The 23,818-nt window shown below is 57.7% G+C and carries 19 protein-coding genes; 6 read left to right on the plus strand and 13 right to left on the minus strand.

Translation table 11 applies throughout. The features are described 5' to 3' along the window. Window positions 1-61: 61 nt before the first annotated feature. The gene (locus SIC19_RS04435) at window positions 62-1,375 is read right to left on the minus strand and encodes a MinD/ParA family protein (protein WP_075195965.1); all 1,314 of its coding nucleotides are present in this window, start codon (window positions 1,373-1,375) and stop codon (window positions 62-64) included. A gap of 319 nt (window positions 1,376-1,694) precedes the next feature. Between SIC19_RS04435 and SIC19_RS04440 the strand changes: the two genes are divergently transcribed. From SIC19_RS04440 to SIC19_RS04455, 4 genes are all read left to right on the plus strand, one after another. After that, a complete protein-coding gene (locus tag SIC19_RS04440) occupies window positions 1,695-3,671 on the plus strand; it encodes an HDOD domain-containing protein (RefSeq protein ID WP_075195966.1) in 1,977 nt (658 codons plus the stop codon). A gap of 23 nt (window positions 3,672-3,694) precedes the next feature. Continuing rightward, on the plus strand, window positions 3,695-5,869 hold the full coding sequence (locus SIC19_RS04445; RefSeq protein ID WP_075195967.1) for an EAL domain-containing protein: 2,175 nt from the start codon (window positions 3,695-3,697) through the stop codon (window positions 5,867-5,869). Window positions 5,870-6,108: 239 nt separating this feature from the next. After that, window positions 6,109-6,762, plus strand: a complete 654-nt coding sequence (locus SIC19_RS04450) for a class I SAM-dependent methyltransferase (protein ID WP_007152042.1) — start codon at window positions 6,109-6,111, stop codon at window positions 6,760-6,762. A 49-nt stretch (window positions 6,763-6,811) separates the two neighbouring features. Beyond that, complete coding sequence (locus SIC19_RS04455) at window positions 6,812-7,819, plus strand: DUF2156 domain-containing protein (protein WP_036204254.1); 1,008 nt, start codon at window positions 6,812-6,814, stop codon at window positions 7,817-7,819. On the opposite strand, the gene murI is transcribed toward SIC19_RS04455, so the two are convergent. Both murI and nudC read right to left on the minus strand, forming a co-directional pair. Continuing rightward, window positions 7,797-8,648, minus strand: a complete 852-nt coding sequence (murI, locus tag SIC19_RS04460; protein WP_075195968.1) for a glutamate racemase — start codon at window positions 8,646-8,648, stop codon at window positions 7,797-7,799. The two genes, SIC19_RS04455 and murI, sit on opposite strands and share 23 nt — an antisense overlap. Then, a complete protein-coding gene (nudC, locus tag SIC19_RS04465; protein WP_075195969.1) occupies window positions 8,645-9,466 on the minus strand; it encodes an NAD(+) diphosphatase in 822 nt (273 codons plus the stop codon). Before nudC ends, murI begins: the two co-directional genes overlap by 4 nt. Before the next feature lie 142 nt (window positions 9,467-9,608). Here nudC and plsB point away from each other — a divergent pair, with 142 nt between their 5' ends. Further along, window positions 9,609-12,077 carry a glycerol-3-phosphate 1-O-acyltransferase PlsB gene (gene plsB / locus SIC19_RS04470; RefSeq protein WP_036204246.1) on the plus strand — a complete coding sequence of 823 codons (2,469 nt, stop codon included), beginning with the start codon at window positions 9,609-9,611 and terminating at the stop codon, window positions 12,075-12,077. Between the two features lie 14 nt (window positions 12,078-12,091). On the opposite strand, the gene SIC19_RS04475 is transcribed toward plsB, so the two are convergent. From SIC19_RS04475 to ppc, 7 genes are all read right to left on the minus strand, one after another. Beyond that, window positions 12,092-12,901, minus strand: coding sequence for a class I SAM-dependent methyltransferase (locus SIC19_RS04475; protein ID WP_075195970.1), 810 nt, complete (start codon window positions 12,899-12,901; stop codon window positions 12,092-12,094). Beyond that, complete coding sequence (locus SIC19_RS04480) at window positions 12,901-13,263, minus strand: UDP pyrophosphate phosphatase (RefSeq protein WP_075195971.1); 363 nt, start codon at window positions 13,261-13,263, stop codon at window positions 12,901-12,903. The genes SIC19_RS04475 and SIC19_RS04480 overlap by 1 nt, the downstream gene beginning before the upstream one ends. An 85-nt stretch (window positions 13,264-13,348) precedes the next feature. Then, window positions 13,349-14,146 (minus strand): undecaprenyl-diphosphate phosphatase, encoded by a 798-nt coding sequence (locus tag SIC19_RS04485; protein WP_036204238.1) that lies wholly within the window; start codon window positions 14,144-14,146, stop codon window positions 13,349-13,351. Between the two features lie 36 nt (window positions 14,147-14,182). Beyond that, a complete protein-coding gene (gene tsaB / locus SIC19_RS04490) occupies window positions 14,183-14,878 on the minus strand; it encodes a tRNA (adenosine(37)-N6)-threonylcarbamoyltransferase complex dimerization subunit type 1 TsaB (protein ID WP_075195972.1) in 696 nt (231 codons plus the stop codon). A 4-nt stretch (window positions 14,879-14,882) separates the two neighbouring features. Next, window positions 14,883-15,536, minus strand: coding sequence for an adenylate kinase (gene adk, locus SIC19_RS04495; protein ID WP_075195973.1), 654 nt, complete (start codon window positions 15,534-15,536; stop codon window positions 14,883-14,885). A gap of 216 nt (window positions 15,537-15,752) precedes the next feature. Beyond that, window positions 15,753-17,123 (minus strand): HDOD domain-containing protein, encoded by a 1,371-nt coding sequence (locus tag SIC19_RS04500; RefSeq protein WP_036204230.1) that lies wholly within the window; start codon window positions 17,121-17,123, stop codon window positions 15,753-15,755. 38 nt (window positions 17,124-17,161) lie between these two features. Further along, complete coding sequence (gene ppc, locus SIC19_RS04505) at window positions 17,162-19,807, minus strand: phosphoenolpyruvate carboxylase (RefSeq protein WP_075195974.1); 2,646 nt, start codon at window positions 19,805-19,807, stop codon at window positions 17,162-17,164. A 103-nt stretch (window positions 19,808-19,910) separates the two neighbouring features. On the opposite strand from ppc, the gene SIC19_RS04510 reads away from it, so the two are divergent. Continuing rightward, window positions 19,911-20,144: a hypothetical protein gene (locus SIC19_RS04510; protein WP_007152054.1), complete on the plus strand. Its 234-nt coding sequence runs from the start codon at window positions 19,911-19,913 to the stop codon at window positions 20,142-20,144. A gap of 83 nt (window positions 20,145-20,227) precedes the next feature. Here SIC19_RS04510 and SIC19_RS04515 read toward each other — a convergent pair whose 3' ends face one another. From SIC19_RS04515 to relA, 3 genes are all read right to left on the minus strand, one after another. Next, the gene (locus SIC19_RS04515; RefSeq protein ID WP_007152055.1) at window positions 20,228-20,572 is read right to left on the minus strand and encodes a hypothetical protein; all 345 of its coding nucleotides are present in this window, start codon (window positions 20,570-20,572) and stop codon (window positions 20,228-20,230) included. A gap of 128 nt (window positions 20,573-20,700) precedes the next feature. Next, complete coding sequence (gene mazG / locus SIC19_RS04520; protein WP_075195975.1) at window positions 20,701-21,558, minus strand: nucleoside triphosphate pyrophosphohydrolase; 858 nt, start codon at window positions 21,556-21,558, stop codon at window positions 20,701-20,703. Continuing rightward, window positions 21,555-23,792 carry a GTP diphosphokinase gene (gene relA / locus SIC19_RS04525; protein ID WP_036204223.1) on the minus strand — a complete coding sequence of 746 codons (2,238 nt, stop codon included), beginning with the start codon at window positions 23,790-23,792 and terminating at the stop codon, window positions 21,555-21,557. The genes mazG and relA overlap by 4 nt, the downstream gene beginning before the upstream one ends. Between the last annotated feature and the right edge of the window lie 26 nt (window positions 23,793-23,818).

Here is a 23,818-nt window from a genome sequence, read left to right on the forward strand (position 1 = left end):
CCATAAAATAAGGTGACTAAATGCAAAAAAAAGGAATGGAGAGAAACCGGATAAAAGGTGCTCAGGAACCGTTCTTGTCGGTGTCCGCCAGCGAGCGTAGAAGCTGATCCAGGGAGATATTGGACGGCTGCTCCTTAAGCGCCCGAATCAACCGGCTTTGTTCACCAAAACTGATACGGTCGTAGTACGGCTCCCGCTCTGGCTTATTTACTATTGCTTCCGCCTTACGGGGAACTGCCGCAGGGTCAACTTCTGCAGCGAGATGGCGAAGATGAGTCGCCATATGTTCTCGTTGTTCCTTTTCCAGTTTGTCCCAATTGAGAGAGGCTAAACCGGTCTGGATAATCTCGATGGCATCTGCATCCATTTTGCGCCCTAACAGTGCAAAAAGCCCCTGAAACGCGTCATAACGCAGCAGCGGCTTGTCACTGCTGTCAGCCAGTATTTCGCCGAGTTCTGCAGTCAGCCGCTTGCATTCCTGGGCCGGGTCTTTTGGCGTTTTTGCCTGGCCACCGCCGGACGCAGGCGCCGTATCCGCTGAACCGGACGACACCCGGTGCCAATACGCCGCAATCCCCGCCTTTCGCGGCGGCAGCTGGCGCAGCCGCACGTTCAGCATGTCAGCCAATGTTCGGAATTGACGGCTGGACGGATCAGAAGCCGGCAACAGTGCCACAGGGCGTTGATTCATCACTGACTGGCGCAAGGTTTCGTCACGCCAGATCGCACCCAGGTAATGCAACTGCAACCCCAGGTGCCGAACTGCAGCAGCATCAAGGCGCTGAAACACGGATCGAGCCTGACTTGCACCCTGGGCCATGTTCACCAACACGCTCGGCGTCCTTCGGTAGCCACGGCGAATCAGAAGTTTTATCAGGGAGAAGGCATCGGTCAGCGATGCAGGGTCTGGCGTGACCACGACGCAGGCCAGTTCCGCCGCCGCAATCATGTGCATGCCGGTCTTCTGCAAACCGGAGGCCGTGTCTGTGATCACGTAGTCGTAGTTTTTCTCCAGCCTCGACAAAGCCTTGAGAACACGCAGGCTTTCTTCAGCGGCCATATCCACACATTGTTCAACTCCCGAGGCGCCGGGAATGATGTGCAAACCCCACTCCGCTTCCATAATCACGTCGCGGAGAGAGCACTCACCGGCCATTACGTTGGCCAGGGTGCGCTCCGGATACCGGCCCAGCATGATACTGACATTAGCCAGATCCGTGTCACCATCCAGCAACAATACTCTGTAACCCTCTCGCGCAAGGGTCAGGGAAAGGTTCAGTGCCACCGATGTTTTTCCGACGCCACCTTTGCCACCGGTTATGGCCAGTGTTCTGGGTTGCTTCGGAATGTGCCTGGAAGTGCGGGAATCGGTCATGAATGCTTAATAGGCGCTGTCTTGTCCATCGACTGACACGTGATCCGGGTAAAATTTGAGTACTGTGTCAAAGTGTAACCCGGACGGAGTTCTAACTGTAGACAAAAAGAGACGGGTTGAATGCCCGATCATGGACGGTTTTGCGACATTTAACCTGTAAAAAGTTTACACACATCACAACACGGGTAATACTCTGCTTAAAAAAGGACCAATAACTGTTTAATAAATGCAGGTTATTGACTAAGCTCCATCGGGTTAATGTTTATGAACAAGTCGTCAGATACTAACGAAATATCTGGCGCGTTACACAGGCAGGCCTATGCAGATTGCCCCTGACATACAGCTACCGAGTCTCCCGGAGGTTACCCTTCGGGCGCTTGAGGCCTGCCATCAGGATGAAAACTATCGCCGAATAAGTGACATTGTGTCTGCCGACACCGCTCTGGTCACTCGCGTTCTCGCCCTCGCCAACTCGGCACTGTACGGCCCCACCTCGCAAATACGTTCCATTGACCAGGCCCTGCTCCGGCTGGGAACCCGACGTTTTCACACCCTGGTTCTGACTGCTGCATTGCGCCAGATTCTTTACGAACTCGGGGCAGACCAGTGGCAACAGCTGCGGGACTTCTGGCGCCATTCACTGACCACCGCCCTGACGGCCAGGGCTCTGGCAACACTGACCCGCTACCCCGAACCCGACCAGGCGTTCATGCTGGGTATGTTGCACAACGTAGGCGAGCTGATCGCACTGAAAACACCGCCTGGAGAAACCCAGCAATACTACTTTGACCACCAGTCCGATATTGCTGCCGAACTGGTCAATTCATGGGGGCTGGGCCCCATGGCGGTTGACGCTATGCGCTATCAGCAGGCCATGCCAGCGGAAATACAGGATGCTGGGCACCTGGTCAAACTGATCAGTCTGGCAACGCGCCTGGCACTCTCGGACGCGGCGGGCATTGCGGCGGCGGGGACCATTTTTGGGCTCAATGAAGAGCTCACGCGAGAGATCAACCGCAGGATCGACCAGGAAGTGAGCGGCGTGGCCGAGTCACTGGGCATTCCGCTATCGGAAGACTACGACGCCCACCATTCCAACCACAAACTCAAACAGACCATACTGAAACAGGCCATGGCCAGCCAGGCGTTGGAACTGTCGCCGATTCGCGGCAGTGCCCAGGAGAGTCTGGCCGCAACCGTCACCAGCCTGACACTGATCACCGGCCTGCCGGCACTGTATTTTGGCCAGGCCGGAGACGGGCTGACACTGCTATCCGCCAGCAACGGCGATACTCCTGACCTTACAGTTGCCAGCGGGCCGGCCACCAGCGTGTTGACCGAGGCCTACAGCAGCGGCACCGCCCTGTGTCTTGGTGACCGCACAACGACTGTGCTGGACCGCCAGCTGCTTTCTCTCTTGAAAACCCCTTCTCTGGTGGCTATTCCCGTTCGGGGGGAAGATCAATGTGCTGGCGTCTTTGTCGTCGGTACCGACCATGACAGTTCCGGTCAGACAGAAGAAATCGGTCGCCTGTTCAGCGCCAAACTGTCTGACGCCGTCACTGCCACGCTAGCCAATAGTGGTACCCAGGACAGTATGGAGTCGGAACTGGCCCGACAGGCCATTCGTCGCCAGGTCCATGAGGTGAGCAACCCGCTGACCATCATCCGGCAATATATCTATCAGCTACGGAACCGGCTGGATGATGACGAAGTACAGGAAGAGCTGGACGTCATACGTGACGAACTTGATCGCGCGGGGGATCTCCTGTTGCAGATCAGCAGGGGTCCGGGCCATGATGCAGCAAACCCGACCGGCGTCTGCAATCTTAATGACGAACTGAGAATTCTGCGGGACTTGCTGGAAGACAGCCTGTTCAGCGGCGACGACATGGCGCTGGAGCTTGACCTTTGCGCGGACCCCACCGATGTTACCGTGCCCGGTGCTGTCATCCGGCAGGTGGTTATCAACCTGGTCCGTAATGCGGCAGAATGCCTTGTTGACGGTGGCGAAGTGGCTATTCACACACAGGCACCAGTCTGGCAGAGCGGAAAAACCTGGGTGGAACTGGAAGTGGCGGACACCGGTAATGGAATTCCCGACGAGGTCCGAAAACACTTGTTTTCACCGGTTCAATCCACCAAGGGCAAGGGCCATAGCGGCCTGGGTCTGAGCGTGGTCAAACAGTTGATTGATGACATGGAGGGCATCATTAGTTGCCGCACGGGGCGCGGAGGGACAGCATTCCGAATTCTGTTTCCCGCGGCGGCAAATAAAAAAAACGATGAAAAATGACGAAGAAACGACGGGCTACTGACATGAAACCTGCGAGCACCGAGTGGACTTACGGCGACGACGGAAAGGCGCGCATCCTGGTCGTCGACGATGATCCGAGACTGCTTTCCGGCCTTGCTTCACTGCTCAGAAGCAAGGGGTACGAGGTCACCGAAGCGGAAGGTGGGCGCATGGCCTGTCGCATCCTTGAGACCGAATCGTTCGACCTGGCAATGCTGGATCTTCGCATGCCCGATGTGGACGGATTCGGTGTGATGGAACGCCTGTCATCGGAACAACCAGAATGTGGCGTGATTGTCGTGAGCGGTGAAAGCTCGTTCAGCGCCGTCAGCCGTGCCCTGCGCCGGGGGGCACTGGACTATATCCGCAAACCGTTCGACCCGGAAGAACTGCTGGCAACGGTCGACGGCGTGCTCGGCAAGCGTTCTCTGCTTCGCGCCCACGAGCACATACGAATGCGCCTGGAAAAGTCCGAGGAACTGCATCGCTACATCGTCAACAGCTCACCCGATATCGTTTTCATGCTCGATGGCGACGGGCATTTCTGTTTTGTGAACAGCAAGATTGAGAGCCTGCTTGGCTACCAACCCGCTGAGCTGTGCGGGCGTCACTTTCGCCACATCCTGGATGACCGGGACATCGCCCGGGGAACCTATGCTCTGAAAGGCCCGAATATCAGCGCCGACAATCCCCGGACACTGGAAGTTCGGCTCAAGACCCGAGGCAGCCGCAAAGCCACCCGACACTTTGAAATTACCGCGTTTCCGATTGACCCGGAAACCTGGCCCCACACCAATCACGATGACGGCAAATACAATGGTCGCGAGGCCCGCTACTACGGCACTGCTCGCGATGTGACCGAGCGTAAGGAAGCGGAAGCCTTTATCAACTTCCAGGCCTACCACGACTTGTTGACCCGACTGCCAAACCGCGCCCTGTTCAAGGACCGGCTCGACCTGGCCATCACCCACGCGCGCCGCAGTGAGCAGAAGCTGGCGGTGATGTTCCTGGACCTTGATCGCTTCAAGGTTATCAACGACACGCTGGGACATGCCATGGGCGATCGCCTGTTGCAGGCTGTCACACAGCGACTGGAACGGTGTCTGCGCAAAGGGGATACCCTGTCACGCTTCGGTGGCGATGAATTCACTCTGCTGTTGCCGTCGATCCACGGTTACGAGGACGCAAGACAGATTTCAAAGAAGTTGATCAAGGCCTTGCGCGCGCCTTTCCAACTGGGCGAACACGAAGTTTTCGTAGGTGTGAGCATTGGCATTGCCACCTACCCGGAAGCCGGCGAATCCATGGATCAACTGATCCAGAACGCCGACATTGCCATGTATCACGTCAAAGCACGGGGCAAGGATGGCTATCGCTTCTACTCGGAGAGCATGAGCATTGACACGGCCAACCGCCTGAGCCTGGAAAGAGACCTTAGGATGGCACTGGAGCGCGATGAGTTGCGGGTGTTCTATCAGCCGCAAGTCTGTTCCTCGAGCAATCGCGTGGTGGGTTTGGAAGCGCTGGTGCGCTGGCAACATCCGGAAAGGGGATTGCTCTATCCACGGGACTTCCTGCCGCTGGCGGAAGAAACCAAACTCATTGCCAAACTCAGTGAATGCGTACTCGACCAGGCCTGCCATGATGTCGGCCAGTGGATTCGAGAAGGACACAGCGACCTGCGACTGGCCGTAAACCTGTCCCCGGTCCAGGTGGAGCACCCAAGGTTTGTAGAGACCCTGATGGCTCAACTCCAGGCCCACGGCTTCCCGCCCCAAAACCTGGAAATCGAGATCACTGAAAACGTGATCATGAACGATCTTGAGCAGATCAGTCAGAAACTCCGGGAATTAGCGTCATTGGGCGTCAGAATTGCCATTGATGATTTCGGCACCGGCTACTCCTCCCTGAATTACATTCACCGGCTGCCCATTCACACCCTGAAAGTGGATCAGTCCTTCGTCAAAGCCATTCGCAGAGGCGAAGATGGTGCGTGTATTGTAAACGCCATTGTCGCCATGGCCCATGGACTGAAACTTCAGATCGTGGCGGAGGGTGTGGAAACGGACGAACAGCTCACCTACCTCAAAAGCCTGGGATGCCACCAGGTTCAGGGATTCTTCTACGGCCCGGCGCGGCCTGCAGACGTCATCGGCAAAACCCTCGGACATACCCCGGCGCGCGCCGTCGCTTTCTAACCTACCGCATTATCGATACTCCATTGTCGGACAGTCAGATCTAAAATGTTGATCTGGTTTGCAAAGTGTTGCTGTTCGTTACGTTATGTATCTGGAAATGCGCGGTACTGCACATAATTCCCCCACCGGCTTCTCTAAGCTCAAATCCATCAGGCGCTTCCTTCAATTCACCTGACGGTGAATCAACAATCACAAGAAGAATGGAAGCATCCCCAGGATATGGACAGGCAGAAGTCACCATGCGCGATAAATACAAATACATTGGCCCGGTATACGATTTTCTGAGCAACCTCTACAGCGGCAAGAACATCCATCGCTGCAAGACTGCCATGCTCGATGTGGAAACCGTCAAGCCCGGCGCCCGCATCCTGTTTGCAGGCGTGGGCCATGGCCGTGACGCGATCCGTGCCGCAGAGTTGGGCGCGGACGTGACCGTGGTGGACCTCTCCGAGACCATGCTGCGCAAGTTTGCCGAAGCCCAGGAAAAAGAGGCGCCGCACCTGACCATCCGCCGCATTCACAGCGACATCATGAAGGTCGATGAGTTCGAACAGTACGACATGGTGGTCGCCAACTTTTTCCTCAACGTGTTTGACGAAGACATGATGGTGCGGGTGCTGGAGCATCTGATCCGTCTGGGCAAGGCCGACGCCAGGGTGGTTGTGGGTGACTTCTGCTACCCCACCGGCAACATTGTGGCCCGCCTGTTCAAGAAGATGTACTGGTACATGGCCGTCTTCATCTTCTGGCTGTTCGCCAACAATGCCTTCCACAAGATTTACAACTACCCCGAACACATGCAGCGCCTTGGCCTGCACGTTACCGAGAAAAAGCATTTCAAGCTGCTGAACATGAACTGTTACTGGTCGATCCTGGGACGGAAACAGGTGTAGACACGAGGCCTCACGCCGGATTTAAAACAATAAACGGGGGAGTTTCACAATGTCAGACCAGATCCTTTCACTCGATGGCGTACGCTCTCTGGACGAAGGTGTATTTACCTTTCCGGAGCGCATCAGTTACCTCAAGAAGTACGGCACCCATTCCCAGTCGTTCTCGACGTTGCAACCTGAGATGCAGTATTTCGATGTGCCCGGCGTTGGCTACCTGGCGTATATGCGCAAATGGGGCGGCACGTTCGTGCTCTCCGATCCTGTCACCGCACCGGAACACTTTGAGGTGATCCTGGAACAGTTTCACCAACGCTTCCCTTCCGCCTGCTACATCCAGGTATCCAAACCTGTCGTGGACTACCTCTACCGCCGCTTTGGCCTGTTTGGCACCCAGTTTGGCAGCGAATCCCGTATCAACCTGAAAAACTGGTCGCTCAGCGGGAAGAAGAAACAGATCCTGCGCACGGCCCTCAACCAGGCGGAAAAAAACGGCATTACCGTGAAGGAGCGCTTCAGCGATGACCACACCCGCGAAATTTCCGATGCCTGGATTCGCACCCGTAAATGCAAGAGCAAGGAGATCCGTTTCCTGATACGTCCCATGGAGATGGAGTACCGGGAGAACGAACGCCATTTCTACGCGTACCAGGATGGCAAGGCCGTGGGCTTTATCTACTTCGACCCCATCTACCGCAATAACGAGATCATCAGTTACGTGCCCAACATCTCAAGGGCCAACGCGGATTTCCGCCAGGGTATTTTCTACACCCTGATGGCCCATGCCATGGATGTGTTCAAGGCCGAAGGCGTGCCCTATCTGGACCTGGGTTTAATTCCGCTATCCCTGGACCCGGCTACCGAGCACCAGGAAAGCCGACTGCTCAAGCGCATCATGCACGGCCTGTATGAGAAGGGGAACTTCCTTTACAACTTCAAGGGCCTGGAATTTACCAAGTCACGATTCCGTGGCGACAACTTTAAAACCTACTGTTGCCACCGCCGATCCTTACCGGCACTGGAGTTCCTGGCCATGTTCAAGCTGACCCGCTTGCTATAGCACCGACTACCGACGAGGACCAGTTACCACGGATGTCGTTGGTGGCCAGGCTGAGCCCATCCAGGAACTCCCCGATACCTCGTGGGATGTCCCCGGAAAACAGGGCGGCATCAACCACATCCCCATCGCTGTTGAGGGCCATAAGACTTTTCACTTCCAGCCCCTGCTGTTCGAATAACCAGGCCGCTCGGCGGGCGATGGCCTCTCCGGAATCCACCCAGTGTTTTACGGTCGGCAACTGGCTCTGCAGCAGATCCTTTATCAGCGGGTAATGAGTGCAGCCCAGAACCACAGTGTCCACACCCACGTCCCGGAATGGTTGCAATGCCACGGACAAGGCCTGTTCGGGGACTGGCGAACCGGACACCAGATTTTCGATCCATTGCACCAAGTCCGGATGCCCCAGCCGTTCCACCGTGCAATCACTGGCAAACTCGTCAATCAGGTCGGCAAGGTAGGGCCGACGAACAGTGGCGGGGGTGGCCAGCAGACCAATACGGCGGTTTTCAGACACCGCCGCCGCAGGCTTTACCGCCGGCACCACGCCGATCACCGGTATCGGTGTCATGGTCCGAAGATGCGGCAATACCACAGTGCTCGCAGTGTTGCACGCCACCACAATGACATCACAGGGAAATTCCGACAGCGCCAGCCGGATCAGTGTCTGGCTGCGCTCAATGACCACCGCTTCCGGCTGGGCGCCGTAAGGAAAGCCAGCGTTATCAGCCAGGTACACCAACTTCACCCCCGGCAATTGTTGATGGATACAAGCAGCAACGCTCAATCCGCCAACGCCTGAATCAAAGACCAGCACTCTTGGCGCAGTCACGACGATGCCCCCTGCCCTTTAATTTCCCGCACCATGGCCTGGATCAGGCCGCCAGAGATGGTGGTCACCGGCGGCACAGGTGGCATATCGCCCGGCAGAAACCAGTCCGCTTCCGCAATTTCGTCTTCCTGCAGCACCAGCTCGCCCCCGGCGTAGTCTGCAAAAAAGCCCAGCATTAACTGATGGGGAAACGGCCATGGCTGAGAGGAGTGGTAGCGAACCCCACTAACCTCAAGGCCGGTTTCCTCTTTCACTTCCCGGGCAACCGCCGCTTCAATGGTTTCACCCGGCTCCACAAAGCCCGCAATCAGGCTGAAATAATGACGCTTTGTCCGCGATGACCGGGCCAGCAACATGCGTTCACCACGGCGGATAACCACAATTACGCAGGGCGCCAGCCTGGGATACCAGGGAATGCCGCAGGGCTTGCACCACTTGGCCCTTTCCAACGGGTGCAGCTCTGTCAATTCACCACAGCGGCCGCAGAAGCGGTGATCCCGCCACCACTGATGCACCTGGAACGCGGTGCCCAGCATTTCCGCGGGAGCATCCTCCATCAGCAGCAGCGCTTCCCGAAGCGTCACCCGTTCTGTAGACCCCGCCAGTCTGGCCGCGTCGGCTTCGGCTACGTAGACAGGCTTGCCGTCCATCTGGCCAACATACACCGGCCCGATATCACCGTGCGTACTAGGGGCAATCATCCGCCAAGGCTTCAGCCAGCCAACGTCGGGCTTCAGCACCGCATCACCGTCGATGGCCAACACAAGATCGTCATCGTCGGGCCCTTTCGAAGACCAGCCGGGAGTCCATAACGCCATAATCCGTGTCCAGAAGCTATTATGTGGGTAGAGCTGGAAATGTATCACAGCGGCACAACACAACAGAACGACCGCATGGCTTTCCGCACTGCACGCAACCAAGTAAACTTACCGCCTGTTTTGTGAACCGGAGCGACCGTTTATGCGTTTTTTCCTGGGCCTTCGCAGCCTGATCCTGACCCTTTTCCGCAAAATCCTGTTTTTGTGGGTCCGGACGGATGTGAGCGGCAACAGCGTGGAAGCCCTGGGAGTAGACCCGGAAAAACCGGTTTGCTACGTACTGCAGTACAGCTCGCTGTCCAGCCGATTGGTCCTGGAACAGGAGGTGCTGCGAGCTGGCCTGCCTGGTGCCGAGTCGTCCCTGCCGGTCAAGAACGGTCCGAACCACTCCTTCTTTTTTCTCTACCGTCGGATTGGTGGTCTTTTCCGTCGTCGCCAGACGCCCGTTCCCACCGGTGAGTTCCGGGCGCTGGTTCGCCATGGCCTGGAACACCCTGAGCAGGATGTTCAGATCGTCCCTGTGTCGCTGTTCTGGGGGCGCTCCCCGGACAAGGAAAAATCGCTGGTCAAACTGCTGCTGTCCGACACCTGGTCCGTGGCTGGACGTTTGCAGAAATTCCTGATCATCATGGTGCATGGGCGTAGCACTTACGTGCAGTTCAATCAGCCCCTGTCCCTGAAGCAGGTGATTGACGAATACCGCCATAGCGAGGAACGCGCCAACCGTAAGCTCGCCCGCATTCTCCGTACCCATTTCCGCAGGGTGCGCCAAGCCGTGCTCGGCCCGGACCTGTCTCACCGCCGCACCTTGGTGGGTGGACTGGTGCGGACCCAGGCGGTCAAGGAAGCCATCCGGGAAACTGCCCGAAAGGATGACATCCCCCCGGAAAAGGTGCGCGCCAAGGCGTACAAATATGCGGACGAGATCGCTGCCAGCATGTCCATCGTGACCATACGCTTCCTGGAAGTGGTGCTGTCTTGGCTGTGGAATCGTATCTACAACGGCATCGCTATCAACAACATCCGCGTTGCCAAGGAAGAAGCCCAGGACAATGCCGTGGTGTATGTTCCCTGCCATCGCTCCCATATTGATTACCTGCTGCTGTCCTACGTGCTCTATAAGAACGGGCTGATGCCCCCGCACATTGCCGCCGGCATCAACCTGAACATGCCTATTGTTGGCCCCATCCTGCGACGCGGCGGCGCGTTCTTCATGCGTCGGAGCTTCCGTGACAACCCGCTCTACGCCACCGTGTTCAACGAATACATGCACGTGATGTTCTCCCGCGGCTATTCCGTTGAGTACTTCGTGGAGGGCGGGCGCAGCCGCACGGGCCGCATGCTCCAGCCTCGGCCCGGCATGCTGTCCATGACCGTCCGCAGCTTTCTGCGAGACCATCGCAAGCCCATCGTGTTCGTCCCGGTATACATTGGTTACGAGAAGGTGATGGAAGGCCGTTCTTACCTCGGTGAACTACGGGGCAAGAAAAAACAGAAAGAGAGCGTGTTCGCGATTGCCAAGACCGTTCGCAAGTTGAGCAACTCGTTTGGCCAGGTCGCTGTAAACTTCGGTGAAGCCATTCCCCTTGCTGAGGTATTGAACGAAGTCGAACCAAGCTGGCGGGAAGAAGCCTACGATTCCGAATACCGGCCAAAATGGCTCAATCAGGCGGTGTCTGAACTGTCCAATCGTGTTGCGTCCAGCATTAACGCATCTGTCGCCGTCAATCCCATTGGCATGACTGCAACGGTTTTGCTGGGCACCGATCGCCTGGCTATGGATGAAGGCCAGTTGATTCGCCTGATGGACCAGTATGCCGACCTGCTGAAAGCCTTTCCCTACGCCGACACCATCACGCTGCCGGAAGGCAGTGGCAAGGATTGGGTCGACTACTGCGAAAACATGGGCCTGATCACGCGCCAGCCCCAGAAACTGGGTGACATCATCGCGCTGGAAGGCAGCAACGCGATCCTGATGACCTATTACCGCAACAATATCCAGCATCTGTTTGCCCTGCCGTCTCTGATCGCGAGCCTGTTTGAGAACAAGAACTCCCTGCGCCGGGACAAAATTGAGTTCCTGGCCAGCGTGGCGTACCCCTATCTGAAATCCGAACTGTTCCTCAAATACGACGCCGAGGAGATTGACGGGGTCATCAACCAATGGATCGACGTTCTATTGGAGAAAGGGTTGCTGTTCGAAGAAGAGGAAGACAGGATCAGCCGCCCTGAGGAAGGCACCGATGCCATGCTGCGCCTGCGGGTGCTGTCACGGTTCATCATCCAGACCCTAGAACGCTATCACATTGCCATCGGCATCCTGCGCAAATACGGATCGGGTAAGATTACCGCCGGCGAACTGGAAGAGCAGAGCACGCTTCTGGCCGAACGTATGTCCATCCTGTTCGGCCTCAATGCGCCGGAGTTCTTCGACAAGACCCTGTTCCGTAACTTCATCGCCAACATGCAGCACAATGGCGTTATCACCACCGATGACGACGGACTGTTGTGCTACACCGACGGCCTGGATGAAGTAGCGGAAGACGCACGGTTGGTGCTAAGTGTGGAAAAACGCCAGGCCATTCAGCAGGTGACCATGCTTGGGGCCTGAACGCGACCGGTGACCTATCCGGCAGGAAACGCCTTGATGGAGTAGATATCGTACCGGCTGCTCTTTCCTTCAATACGGGTGGTGGGTTCGGGGCCACTCACTGGCTCCGCCTTGCGCGGGCGTTTGACGACAACCCGATAGGTTGCCACTGCCAACGCGGCCTTCAACAACGCTGGTGAATCATCGTCGTCTCCCACCACCGTGCGAAACACCTGCATTTCCTTCTTGACCAGGGCCGACTTGTCGCGATGGGGAAACATCGGGTCAAGGTAGATCACATCCGCGGCGCCCGCGCCCGCCTGCGATAACCAGTCGATACTGCTACCCGACTGCAATGCCATCCGGGCGACAATGGGCGCGCTCTGCTCGTTCAGGGCCGCACGGGAAAGTCCATCACTAAGCAACGCATGGATAACCGGCGAACGTTCGAAAAGGGTTAACCTGCAGCCCAGGGAGGCCAGTACGAACGCGTCCTGGCCAAGACCGGCCGTTGCATCCAGAACATGAAGGGGCTGGCGGGCTTTCTTCAGGCCAACAGCCTTGGCAATCAGTTGTCCGGTGCCACCGCCGTGTTCTCTCCGGTATCCCGCCTTTCCGGTCACGAACTCGGCTCTGACAGGCCCTGGAGCCCCCTTGCCGGTAACCTGCAGGCCAAGACCATTTTCATCCAGAAACAGCAGCACTGGGTAATCCCGCACGTCTCGCGGACGAAGCGTACCCAGCAAAGGCAACGATAATGCTTCAGACAGGGAACGTGCAGCGTGGAGATCGCCAAGGGGGCTGCAGCCAACGGCAAGTTCAGACAGGGTGTTTCCTGGCGACATCAAACCAGGATATCGATGCCTGAGAGCCCTGCATCCGCAACATCGCCTCCGGCGGCGACATCGGCAAACGTGGACAGGGCTCTGGAGGTGCTCAGGGAAACTTCATCGGCACGGAAACGCTCCAGGCGCACGTCCTCCGCGGCTTGACGTGCCTCGACACGGCGTTCTAGCGACTCAGCAGAAGGAACCGGCCGTTGTTCGGCGTTGGGGGGCCGTGCATCGGTGAGATCACGGCGAACGGCCTGGCTATCGTTATCGGGGGCGGACGCAGGCGCACGAGCGATGTCACTGCGCTCACGAACCGGGCTGCTGTTGCCGGACTGGAAAGGAAGACTGCTGTTTGGGTTAACACCACCGATCATTCTGGTACACCGGTTAAAAAGACCACAGGTAGTGGATTATGGAAGATCCTGGAGCAATTTTAAAGCAGGCTGTTCAATGTTTGCACTACCAGAGCATGACAAGCAACAGCAGACCAAGTACCAGGCGGTATATAACGAACGGCATCAGGCCAAGTCTCTCAAGGAACTTGAGAAACAGGTGGATACAGACCACGGCACTGACAAATGACAGCGCAGCACCCAGGGCAATAGCCGCCCAGTCGGTTGCCCCGCCCTGCTCCACCAGCTCCAGGGTTTTCAGCAGACCGGCGGCGAGAATCAGCGGGATCGACAACAGGAACGAGAATCGGGCGGCGGCCTCCCGTCCAAACCCGAGAAACAGAGCCGCCGTGATGGTAATACCGGATCGGGAGGTGCCCGGAATGAGAGCCAGCGCCTGGGCCACGCCAATGATCACTGCATCTTTCATGGTCAATGCCGGCAGGTCCCGGTTACGACGTCCCACCGCGTCCGACCACCACAGCACCAAACCAAAACCGATGGTCGAAACCGCAATCACCAACCCGGAACGCAGGGAGGTTTCAATGAAATCATTAAGCAACAGACCAGCCAGTCCGGCTGGAATGGTGCCGGCGATGACCGCCCACGCAAGGCCACTATCCTGCCCGACACGGCCCCGAACCGTATCTCCAACCCAGGCAACCGTGAGACGGCCCACTTCCGCGCGAAAGTACCAGATCACCGCTGCCAACGTCCCTACATGCACGGCGACATCGAACGCAAGGCCTTGATCCGGCCAGCCAAATACCTGTGAGGGAAGGATCAGATGGGCCGAACTGCTGATCGGAAGAAATTCCGTCAGCCCCTGTATAACGGCCAATACAATAATGTGCCACAGTTCCATCGGCAGTGATTCCGGGTGGTAGCAGTGAGGTTGTTGTTAGCGGCCGGGCAGTTTTTTCCAGGCCACTTCATCACGAATGTATACCGGTTGTGCCTGTTCGGCCGGTACCCCGGCTCCCGCATGAAAGGCACGGGCGGCGATCTCCGCCACTCTGGAAGCCCTGGGCACCAGAGTCTCGTCGATGCGGTCCATGGTTGCGGCAACATCGGCCGGGAAATTTTCTTTCAGGCTCCACCCCTGACCGGCACCAAACCACCGGGATGCGCCATCGGCCAGAGTCACAGACGCCGGAGCGCAGACCTGCTCGTGACCCATCAACTCCGGTTGCCCATCTCGGCACATATAACAGGCCCAATAGGCTTCACCCATGCGGGCATCGAAGGCCACTGCAACGGCGTCGCCGTCCAGCATTTGCCAATGCTGTATCGCATCCTCCGCAACGGCTGCCAGGGATGACACTGGAATAACGGGGATTCCGAGACCATAGGCCAAGCCCTGGACAACCCCCGTAGCAATGCGAAGGCCCGTGAACGAGCCCGGACCACAGGCAAATGCGAGCGCATCGAGGTCCGCCGGCACCAGTTCCTTCTCGGCGAGAAGCTCGCGGATCATCGGCATCAACAGGCGGGTGTGTCCGCGGGGAGCCAGCTCGAACCGCTCCACCAGGCTGTTATCCACCAGCAGGGCTGCTGAGCAGCCCTCTGATGAGGTATCCAGTGCCAGTAGTTTCACAGGGTTACTTCAGTTGGGTAAGAATCTGGTCGCGAATGTCATCCAGGCTGCCCACGCCTTTTACGCGCACATATTTCGGCGCAGCGGTAGGGGCTTCTTTCGCCCAGTCCTGATAGTAACCGACCAGTGGCGCGGTTTGCTCGTGGTAGATCTTCAGGCGTTTACGGACGGTTTCTTCCTTGTCGTCCTCGCGCTGGATGAGGGCATCGCCAGTCTCGTCGTCTTTACCTTCGGTCTTGGGCGGATCGTACTTCACATGATAGATGCGACCACTGCCCTCGTGCACCCGACGACCTGACAGACGGCTTACGATTTCTTCGTCATCAACGGCGATTTCCACCACATAGTCAATAACAATACCCTGATCTTTCAGGGCCTCGGCCTGGGGAATGGTGCGGGGGAAACCGTCGAGCAGGAAGCCGTTCTTGCAGTCAGGCTGCTTAACCCGTTCTTCGATGAGCGCAATGATGATGTCATCAGACACCAGGCCGCCAGAAGCCATCACTTCCTTGACCTGCTTGCCAAGATCGGACTCGGCTTTCACCGCCGCGCGAAGCATGTCGCCGGTCGAAATCTGCGGGATTTCAAACCGTTCGGTGATGAACTGGGCCTGCGTACCCTTGCCTGCGCCTGGCGCGCCTAACATGATGATTCTCATAACGCTGTGCTCCCGTTGTAGTCATTATCATTTGAAAAGCTGTTGCAAAACCCGGCGGCTTTGCGACAGCTTCTCGGCAGCAACGAGCCCGCAGCCCCTGCCAAGGAAGGCGCATTATACGAACTCAGCCCCCTCATAGAAAGTGGACCTCCGTAGCATGCACCAAAAGGTTACATCGGGCTGTGAGTTGCGGCTGTAGCTGATAGAGCTCGACGGTCAGGATGACAGGGATAACGCCAGCGCGTCCAGCTCCCCGGAAACGCTGTCAATCTCCTCGTTCAAACGAGCAACGTCCCCTTCGGAAAGCCCGAGGGACGACGCAAGGGAGGCGACATCATCCGGGTTGAACTCATCCCCAATCCCCCTTTCCTTCAGCAGCCCATTGGCCAGCTGGACCATGAGCACATACTGCTCATGCTCGCCGTGGTAGCCCTCCTGCTGATGCATGCCCGCGGCCTTGACCACCGGGTCAGGCAGTTCCCAAAGTCGGTGAAGGATGCCGCCAATGGCGCCGTGGCCAACCGCCAGCATCTGTTGATCGTTGCTGGCCCCGAACACCTGTTGCTCCAGCGAATGCATGCTGGCGTCGGGATTGGCTTCCCGCAGCGAATTCAGCTCGTCAAACTCCTGGGGAAACAGGTGGCCGATCAGCAGTAGGCCGAAGTTGTGCAGCAAGCCACACAGATACGCCAGGCCTTTATCGGAATGGCACTTTGGCGCCATACGCTGGCAAACAAACGCGTTATACAGAGAGTGGCGCCAGAACTGGTCCATCCCCAGCATGCCCTGACGGGGCACTTCGAAAGCGCGCACGGACGCAATACCCAGCGCGATATGGGCCACACGATCAAACCCAAGAACCCGGGTCACCGCTTCCTGTACCGAGTTGATCTGACCGGGATAGTTGAACAGGGCAGAACGGGCATAGCGCATGATCTGCGCGGTAAGGCTGGGATCAAACTCTATCAGCTCGCCCAGTTCGCGGGCGGTCGCCTCGGAATTGGCCGTCAAACGGAGAATGCGCAGCGCCAGCGCTGGCATGGGCGGCAGACGGTAAAGCTTCTGCAGCTTGTCGGCCACTTCTTCCAGCGTCAGGGCATCACGCTCATCGTTGTTTTGCCCGCGAATCGCCAGGTGGCCCTGAGTGGCATCCGCCAGGGCCCTTGCCAGAGAGGTGCGGTCCAACTCGAGAAGCGTGTTGTCGGTCCCGCAGCACATGAGGGTGCGGGGGTATCCCAGGATATCCTCATCAACGAGTACCGGCAGATCGTAGGCAGCCCCGACCGGCGGCTGGAAGCCCGGATCACAGTCGGCAAACAGCCGGGCGGACTGGCGAGCCGTTAACGGCTGCAGGCGTCGGCCAGTTTGCTTGTGCACCAGGTCCATATCCAGACTGGTGTTGTAACCGTGAACGGCCATGACGACGCCATTGATGTCGATCAGGGGCGTTGCCCGGATAAACTCATCCTGAGGACGCCCGGACGCCATGACCGCGGCGTCAAAGCTAAGTACCTGATCAATCTCAAGTTCCCGATAGGCAATTCCTTTGCCGGTTAAAAAGCGTTCCAGTCTTGCCGCTAACGCCACGGCGTTACTCCTGTTTTTTATGATCCGCTGAACCTGCTTTAGCCGGTGTTCCGCATGCCGGCCGCAATACCGGCCATGGTTACCTTGAGTGCGCGCTCAACCATCTCGGGCACTTCGCCCTTGCCCTCGCCCTCACGGTCACGCTTGAGCAGTTCCGCCTGTAAATAGTGTAGCGGATCAGTATACGGATTACGTACACGCATGGAATGGGCAAATACAGGTTCCTGTTCCAGCAGGGTGTCCTGCTGCTTCAATTCCAGCAAATGGCGGATGCAGCCCTGCAGGCGCTCCCGCAGGTTCTTGCCGAGTTCAAGCAGTTTTGGATCATCGACCAACGTCTTTTCGTAGTAGCTGGCAATTCGCAGGTCAGATTTTGCCAGCACCATTTCCAGCATATCCACGTAGGTTTTGAAGAACGGCCATTGCTGCATCATCTCCCGCAGCACCGGCACGCGGTCGTTGTGAAATGCCTCCTCCAGGGCAACGTCGCTACCCAGCCAGCTGGGCAGCATCATCCGCATCTGGGTCCACGCGAAAATCCAGGGAATGGCCCGCAGGCTTTCCACGCCACCGCCGGGTTTGCGTCGTGCCGGGCGGCTACCCAGGGCCAGCTTGCCCAGCGCCTGTTCCGGAGTGACCTGGCGAAAATAGGGAACAAAGTCGGGATTCTCCCGAACCACGTCACGGTAAGCTTTGAGGGAGCGTTCGGTGAGCCAGTCCATAGCCTCCCGCCATTCCGGCTCTGGCCCTCGCGGTGGCGCCAGGGTGGCTTCAATCACCGCCGTGGTGTACAGCGTCAGGCTCTGTTCCGCCAGCCGGGGAAGGCCAAACTTGAAGCGGATCATCTCGCCCTGCTCGGTGATCCGGAAACTGCCGTTCACCGAACCCGGCGGTTGAGACAGGATTGCACGGTTGGCCGGGCCACCACCACGGCCGACGGTGCCACCGCGGCCATGAAACAGCGTGAGGTGGACGCCATACTGATTGGCGACCTCGGTGAGCTTTTCCTGAGCCTGGTACTGAGCCCACGCGGCCATCATCTGACCAGCGTCTTTGGAGGAATCGGAATAGCCGATCATGACTTCCTGCCGGCCTTCGCAATAGTCCCGATACCAGTCCACGCTGTAGAGCGCCGCCATACTGTCAGGGGCGCCGCGCAGGTCATCCAGGGTCTCAAAGAGGGGCACTACCCGCATCGGGTTTTTCATACCCGCTTCACGTAGCAGCAAAATCACGTTCAGCACGTCCGACGGTTTGCTGGCCATGGAGATGACATAGGAACCCAGCGCTTCCGGCGTCTGTTCTGCCACCACTTCGCAGGTAGCCAGCACCTCGGCGACTTCGTCGGAGGGTTTCCAGTGCCTGGGTATCAGTGGCCGGCGCCCCTTGAGTTCGCGCACCAGGAAATCCTGGCGTTCCTGTTCGGACCAGGACAGATAATCGCCCAGCCCCAGGTAATCCACCATTTCCGAAACCGCCTCGGCATGACGGGTCGACTCCTGGCGGATGTCCAGGCGAATCAGAGGCAAGCCAAAGGTGTGGGCGCGGCGAATGGTGTCCAGCAGCGGACCATTGGCAATGGATTCCAGCCCGCAGTCCACCAGGGACCGATAACAAAGCTCCAGCGGCCCTGTGAAGTCCTCGTTGGCAAACAGAATGCCGGTGGCGTCGGAGGGCTCGCCGGCAACCCTGGCTTCCGCCCAGTCCCGGGTTTTGATCAGTTTTTCCCTCAGCCCGGCCAGCACCTGGCGATAGGGCTCCCGGGTATCACCAACGACGTCCCGCAGCTCATCACTGGCCTGCCACATGGACAATTCCGCTCGCAGGGACTGGATGTCCCGCAGGTAGAGATCGGCTGCCATCCAGCGGCCCAGCAGGAACACCTTGCGGGTTACTTCATGGGTTACATTGGGGTTGCCATCGCGATCACCGCCCATCCAGGAGGCGATCCGGATGGGCGACGCGTCCAGCGGTAACCCCTTCCCCGTGGCGTCTGAAAGCGATAGATCCAGGCTTCTCAGAAAACGCGGCAATGCCTGCCACAGACTGTTCTCAATAACGGCAAATCCCCACTTGGCTTCGTCAACCGCCGTCGGGCGCTCATGCCGAATCTCATCCGTGTGCCAGGCTTCGGTGACCAGTTGCGACAGGCGTCCGACGATTTCATCACGCTCCGCGGGCAACAGGTCCTCATGATCCAGTCGGGCCAGGCAATCGGACATTTCGTCGTACTTCATGATCAGCGTACGGCGGGCCACTTCGGTGGGATGTGCTGTCAGAACGTACTCGATACGAAGGTCAGCCACTCGCCTGTGCAGTTCATCGGCACTGACGCCACCGTCTTTGAGGCGGCCAAACACCTCTTCGAGGGATTCCACCATCAGGTCCGATTGATGACCCCGCTTGCGGCGGATGCCGTGGTATTGTTCCGCCAGATTGGCCAGGTTCAGGAACTGGTTAAAGGCGCGGGTTACCGGCAGCAACTCGTCATCACGAAGCTTGCCCAGCAGGTTGACCAGGCGCTGGCCGGAACCGCTTTCCTGGCGACGGTCGGCCTTGGCAGCCGCCCGCACTTCTTCTATCAACTCGTAGCAATCTTGCCCGGGGTGACGCTGGATACTCTGCCCCAGCAACTCGCCCAGCATGCGAACGTTTTCTCGAAGGTCAGGGTGTAGCTCAGTCACATTGACGTCCTTTTAAATTGACGGAGGCGAAGTAAACTAACGATACTGTTTACTCTTATAAAGCCTTTCTAACGATTAAAGCCTGTCGCCGCAAGGAGTATCCATGAAAGTAACCGATCTGCCCAAGCACTGGGAAAGCAAGAAAGAGTCTGTTGAGCGCAGCCACGATTACAATCTCCGCTTGCCGCTGGAAGATGCCGCGCGCATAGCAGCACTGGCCGAGCTTTACCCGGACCGTTCAGAGAGCGACATACTGAATGACATGATTGGCGCCGCGTTGGACGACCTGGTCAGGCTGAGCCCGTTGAAGGACAAGCTGGAAGGCAAGGATAAATAAAGCGGGGGCACTTCTCTGCGGGGTGGTGAAGCCACCCCGTCGGGTATCACAGGGCCGTCGCGATCAATCAGGCGTTGGCCTGATCAGGCAACCGATTCGAGCTGGCGCGCCTTCAGCCGCTGGATATGCTTCTGGCTGAGACTGATGAAGCGCGGGGTCATCCCCTGATCTTCATAGATTTCGAAGCCGTCTTCATCGAACGCAACAACCTTAGACCCCTGAACGTACGGAAAGCTGGTTTCCAGCTCATCAAGAGCAGCGGAAATCAGGTCTCGCATCAGGTCCTGGGAAGACTTCATCGGATACAACGCGGCCAGTTTTTCCAGTCGCTTGTGATGCTGGTCAGAGAGGTCGGCAAAATACGCATCACGGGTCAGCCGACCACGTGCGTGCTTGTCCCAGTAGTTGACCAGATCTTTGATTTTCATGGTGCCTTCACTCCTGCATCTTCTTGGTGGCCCACAGGGTGCACGAAGTGTGTGCATCCTTAACCGGAAGTGTAGACGAAGCGACCGCACCAGGGGCGGAAAACTTGGTAACGGATTGTACTTATCCGTTACCTTTTACGAGTCTTTTCAACCCCTTTGACGGCTTGCCAGACGGCGTCCAATGCCTCCAGCGATTCGCCATCAAGATCACGGCCTTCGCGTTCGAGGTGCTCCTCAATAGCACGGAATCGCATCTCAAACTTGTGATTGGTGCTGTTGAGGGCCTGCTCAGGATTAACCTTCATGAAACGTGCCAGGTTGACGCACACAAACAACAGATCACCCAGCTCGTCCTCCACCGCCTCCGCCGGACCATCGCCAGAGCTCGCGTCATACCAGGCTTTCTTTAGCTCATCGATCTCTTCGTGAAGCTTGTCGAAGACCGGTTCAACCTCTGGCCAGTCAAAGCCATGGTTGGCGGCCCTACGCTGAAGTTTCTCAGCGCGCACCATTGCGGGGAGCGTCCGGGCAATGCCGTCGAGCCGGCTTGATGGCGCAGTCTCCACAGACGCCTCCGGCTTCGCCGCCCGCTCCTCTGCCTTGATACGTTCCCAGCTCGCCTTGATGTCAGCCTCACTGGGCCGGTTGTGCGGATCGATCCTGCTTTCCAGGGTGCCTTCCGGAAACACGTGGGGATGACGCCGGACCAGCTTGCGCACGAGGTTATCAACCACCGAGTCGAAGTCGAAGTGGTTATCTTCCTTCCCCATCTGGCTGTAGAAGATCACCTGAAACAGCAGATCACCCAGTTCATCTTCCAGGTGCGGGTAGTCTTCACGGTCGATGGCATCGGCAACCTCGTAGGCCTCTTCAATGGTGTGGGGCACGATGGTCTTATAGCTCTGGCGGGTATCCCACGGGCACCCGGACTCCGGGTCCCGAAGCCGTGTCATCAAGGTTTTAAGATCGTCAATGGAATAGCTCATGATCGCTTTCGCCTGACATTAATGATGTTGGGGAGATTGCGAATCTGGGCGAGCAACTTGGCCAACTGATCAAGGCTGGAAATTTCCAGGGTCACGGTCATGGTGGCTGTGTTCTCATCCTTGTTGGACAGGGTATTGAGTGCCAGAACGTCACTTTTGGAAGACGACAGCACCTGGGTGATATCCCGCAACAACCCGGAGCGATCGTAAGCTTCAATTTCTACATCAACGGGATACACGGCCACAGGCTGACCGCCCCAACTCACCTCGATAATCCGATTGGGCTCGAACTCCTTCAGATTCAGGAAGGTGATGCAATCCTGCCGATGCACGGTGACACCACGGCCGACGGTGATGTAGCCACCGATCGGATCACCCGGCAGGGGCTTGCAGCATTTCGCCACCTGGGTCTTGAGTTTGCCAACACCCAGAATCTGGATATCCGATTCGGTGTCGTAGGGCTTGCGCCTCTGGGTGCTGAGTTTCAGATCCAGTTGCTCGGATTTCGGCTCCAGCATCTGCTGGGCGACGTTGGCCACGTGGGTGGGTCGAAGATCCCCGGCCCCCACTGCCGCATACATGTCCTCGGCAGCCTGGTAATTCACTTTGCGAGCCAGGTCGTTGAGGTCCACCTCGTACAGCGACAGGCGTTTGAACTCGTCTTCCAAAATGGCCCGACCATCAACAATGTTGCGATCGCGGTCCTGTTGCTTGAACCAGTGGGTAACCTTGGCCCGGGCACGGGAAGTCTGGATATAGCCCAGGCTCGGGTTAAGCCAGTCACGGCTGGGCGCCTGGTTATTGGACGTGAGAATGGATATCTGGTCGCCGGTCTTCAGCGGGTAAGTCAGCGGCACGATACGGCTATTAACCTTGGCCCCGCGACAGGCATGACCGATTTCCGTGTGCACACGATAGGCGAAGTCCACCGGCGTCGCGCCTTGTGGCAGGTCCACCACATGGCCTTCGGGCGTGAACACATAGACCCGATCGGAGGCGACATCGGATTTGAGATGATCCGCCAGCCCGGACAGGTCGCCGAGTTCCTCCTGCCACTCCAGCACTTGCCGCAGCCAGTTGATCTTGGCGTCATAGCCCACGGACCGGTTGCCCTTATCCATGCCTTTGTAGAGCCAGTGAGCACAAACGCCAAGCTCAGCTTCCTCATGCATGGCCTGGGTACGGATCTGCACTTCCATCACCTTGCCTTCAGGGCCGATGACAGCCGTGTGCAGGGACTGATACCCGTTTTCCTTGGGATTGGCAACGTAGTCGTCGAATTCGTTGGGAATATGGCGCCAGAGTGTGTGCACGATACCAAGCGCGGCGTAACAGTCACGGACCTCAGGCACCAAGATACGGACGGCCCGAACATCGTACACCTGGGAAAAGTCGATGCCCTTGCGCCGCATCTTCCGCCAGATACTGTAGATGTGCTTCGCACGCCCTGAAAGCTCACCGTCTATTCCAGACGCATCCAGTTCGTCCTTGATGGTGGTGATGACACGCTTGATGTAGCTTTCGCGGTCAAGCCGTTTTTCATCGAGCAGCTTGGCGATCTTTTTGTAAGCGGTTTCGTGCAGGTAGCGGAACGAAAGATCTTCCAGTTCCCATTTGATGTGACCGATTCCCAGTCGATGCGCCAGCGGCGCATAGATATCAAACACCTCGCGGGCCACACGCATGCGCTTCTCTTCAGACGCGTTTTTCACCGCACGAATGGCGCAGGTCCGCTCTGCAAGCTTGATCAGCGCCACCCGGACGTCGTCGATCATGGTGACCAGCATCTTGCGAACGTTATCGAGCTGGCCCTCGGTCTGGCCCAGCACATTACCCTTAAGAGGGTGATGGATGGACGATATTGCCGCCATCTGCTGAACACCATCAATCAGCCCGGCCACCTCATCGCCGAACTCCTTGCGGATGTCCTCCAGGGGAATCCGTTCCTCCCGCACTGCCCGGTAGAGAATTGCTGCCACCAGGCTGGTCTGGTCGAGGTGCAGTTCCACCAGTACCTGAGCCATTTCGATGCCGGTTCGGAAGCTGCTGGCCCCCGGGGCCCAGACCCTGTCCTCGCGTACCGCCTGGACATCAATCGCGGCGGCCATTTCACAGGCCCGCCGGAACTGTTCAGCATCCTCAAGATGCGTCTGTGACTCGATCTGACGGACCCAACGCTCGATATCAACCTGGCCGTCACCCGTCACTGCATAGTCTTCGCGAACTTTTACCATATCGCTCTTGTTCTTCCTGGTCGCTT

It is taken from the genome of Marinobacter sp. MIT930201 (assembly GCF_047122665.1).
Lineage (GTDB): Bacteria > Pseudomonadota > Gammaproteobacteria > Pseudomonadales > Oleiphilaceae > Marinobacter > Marinobacter salarius.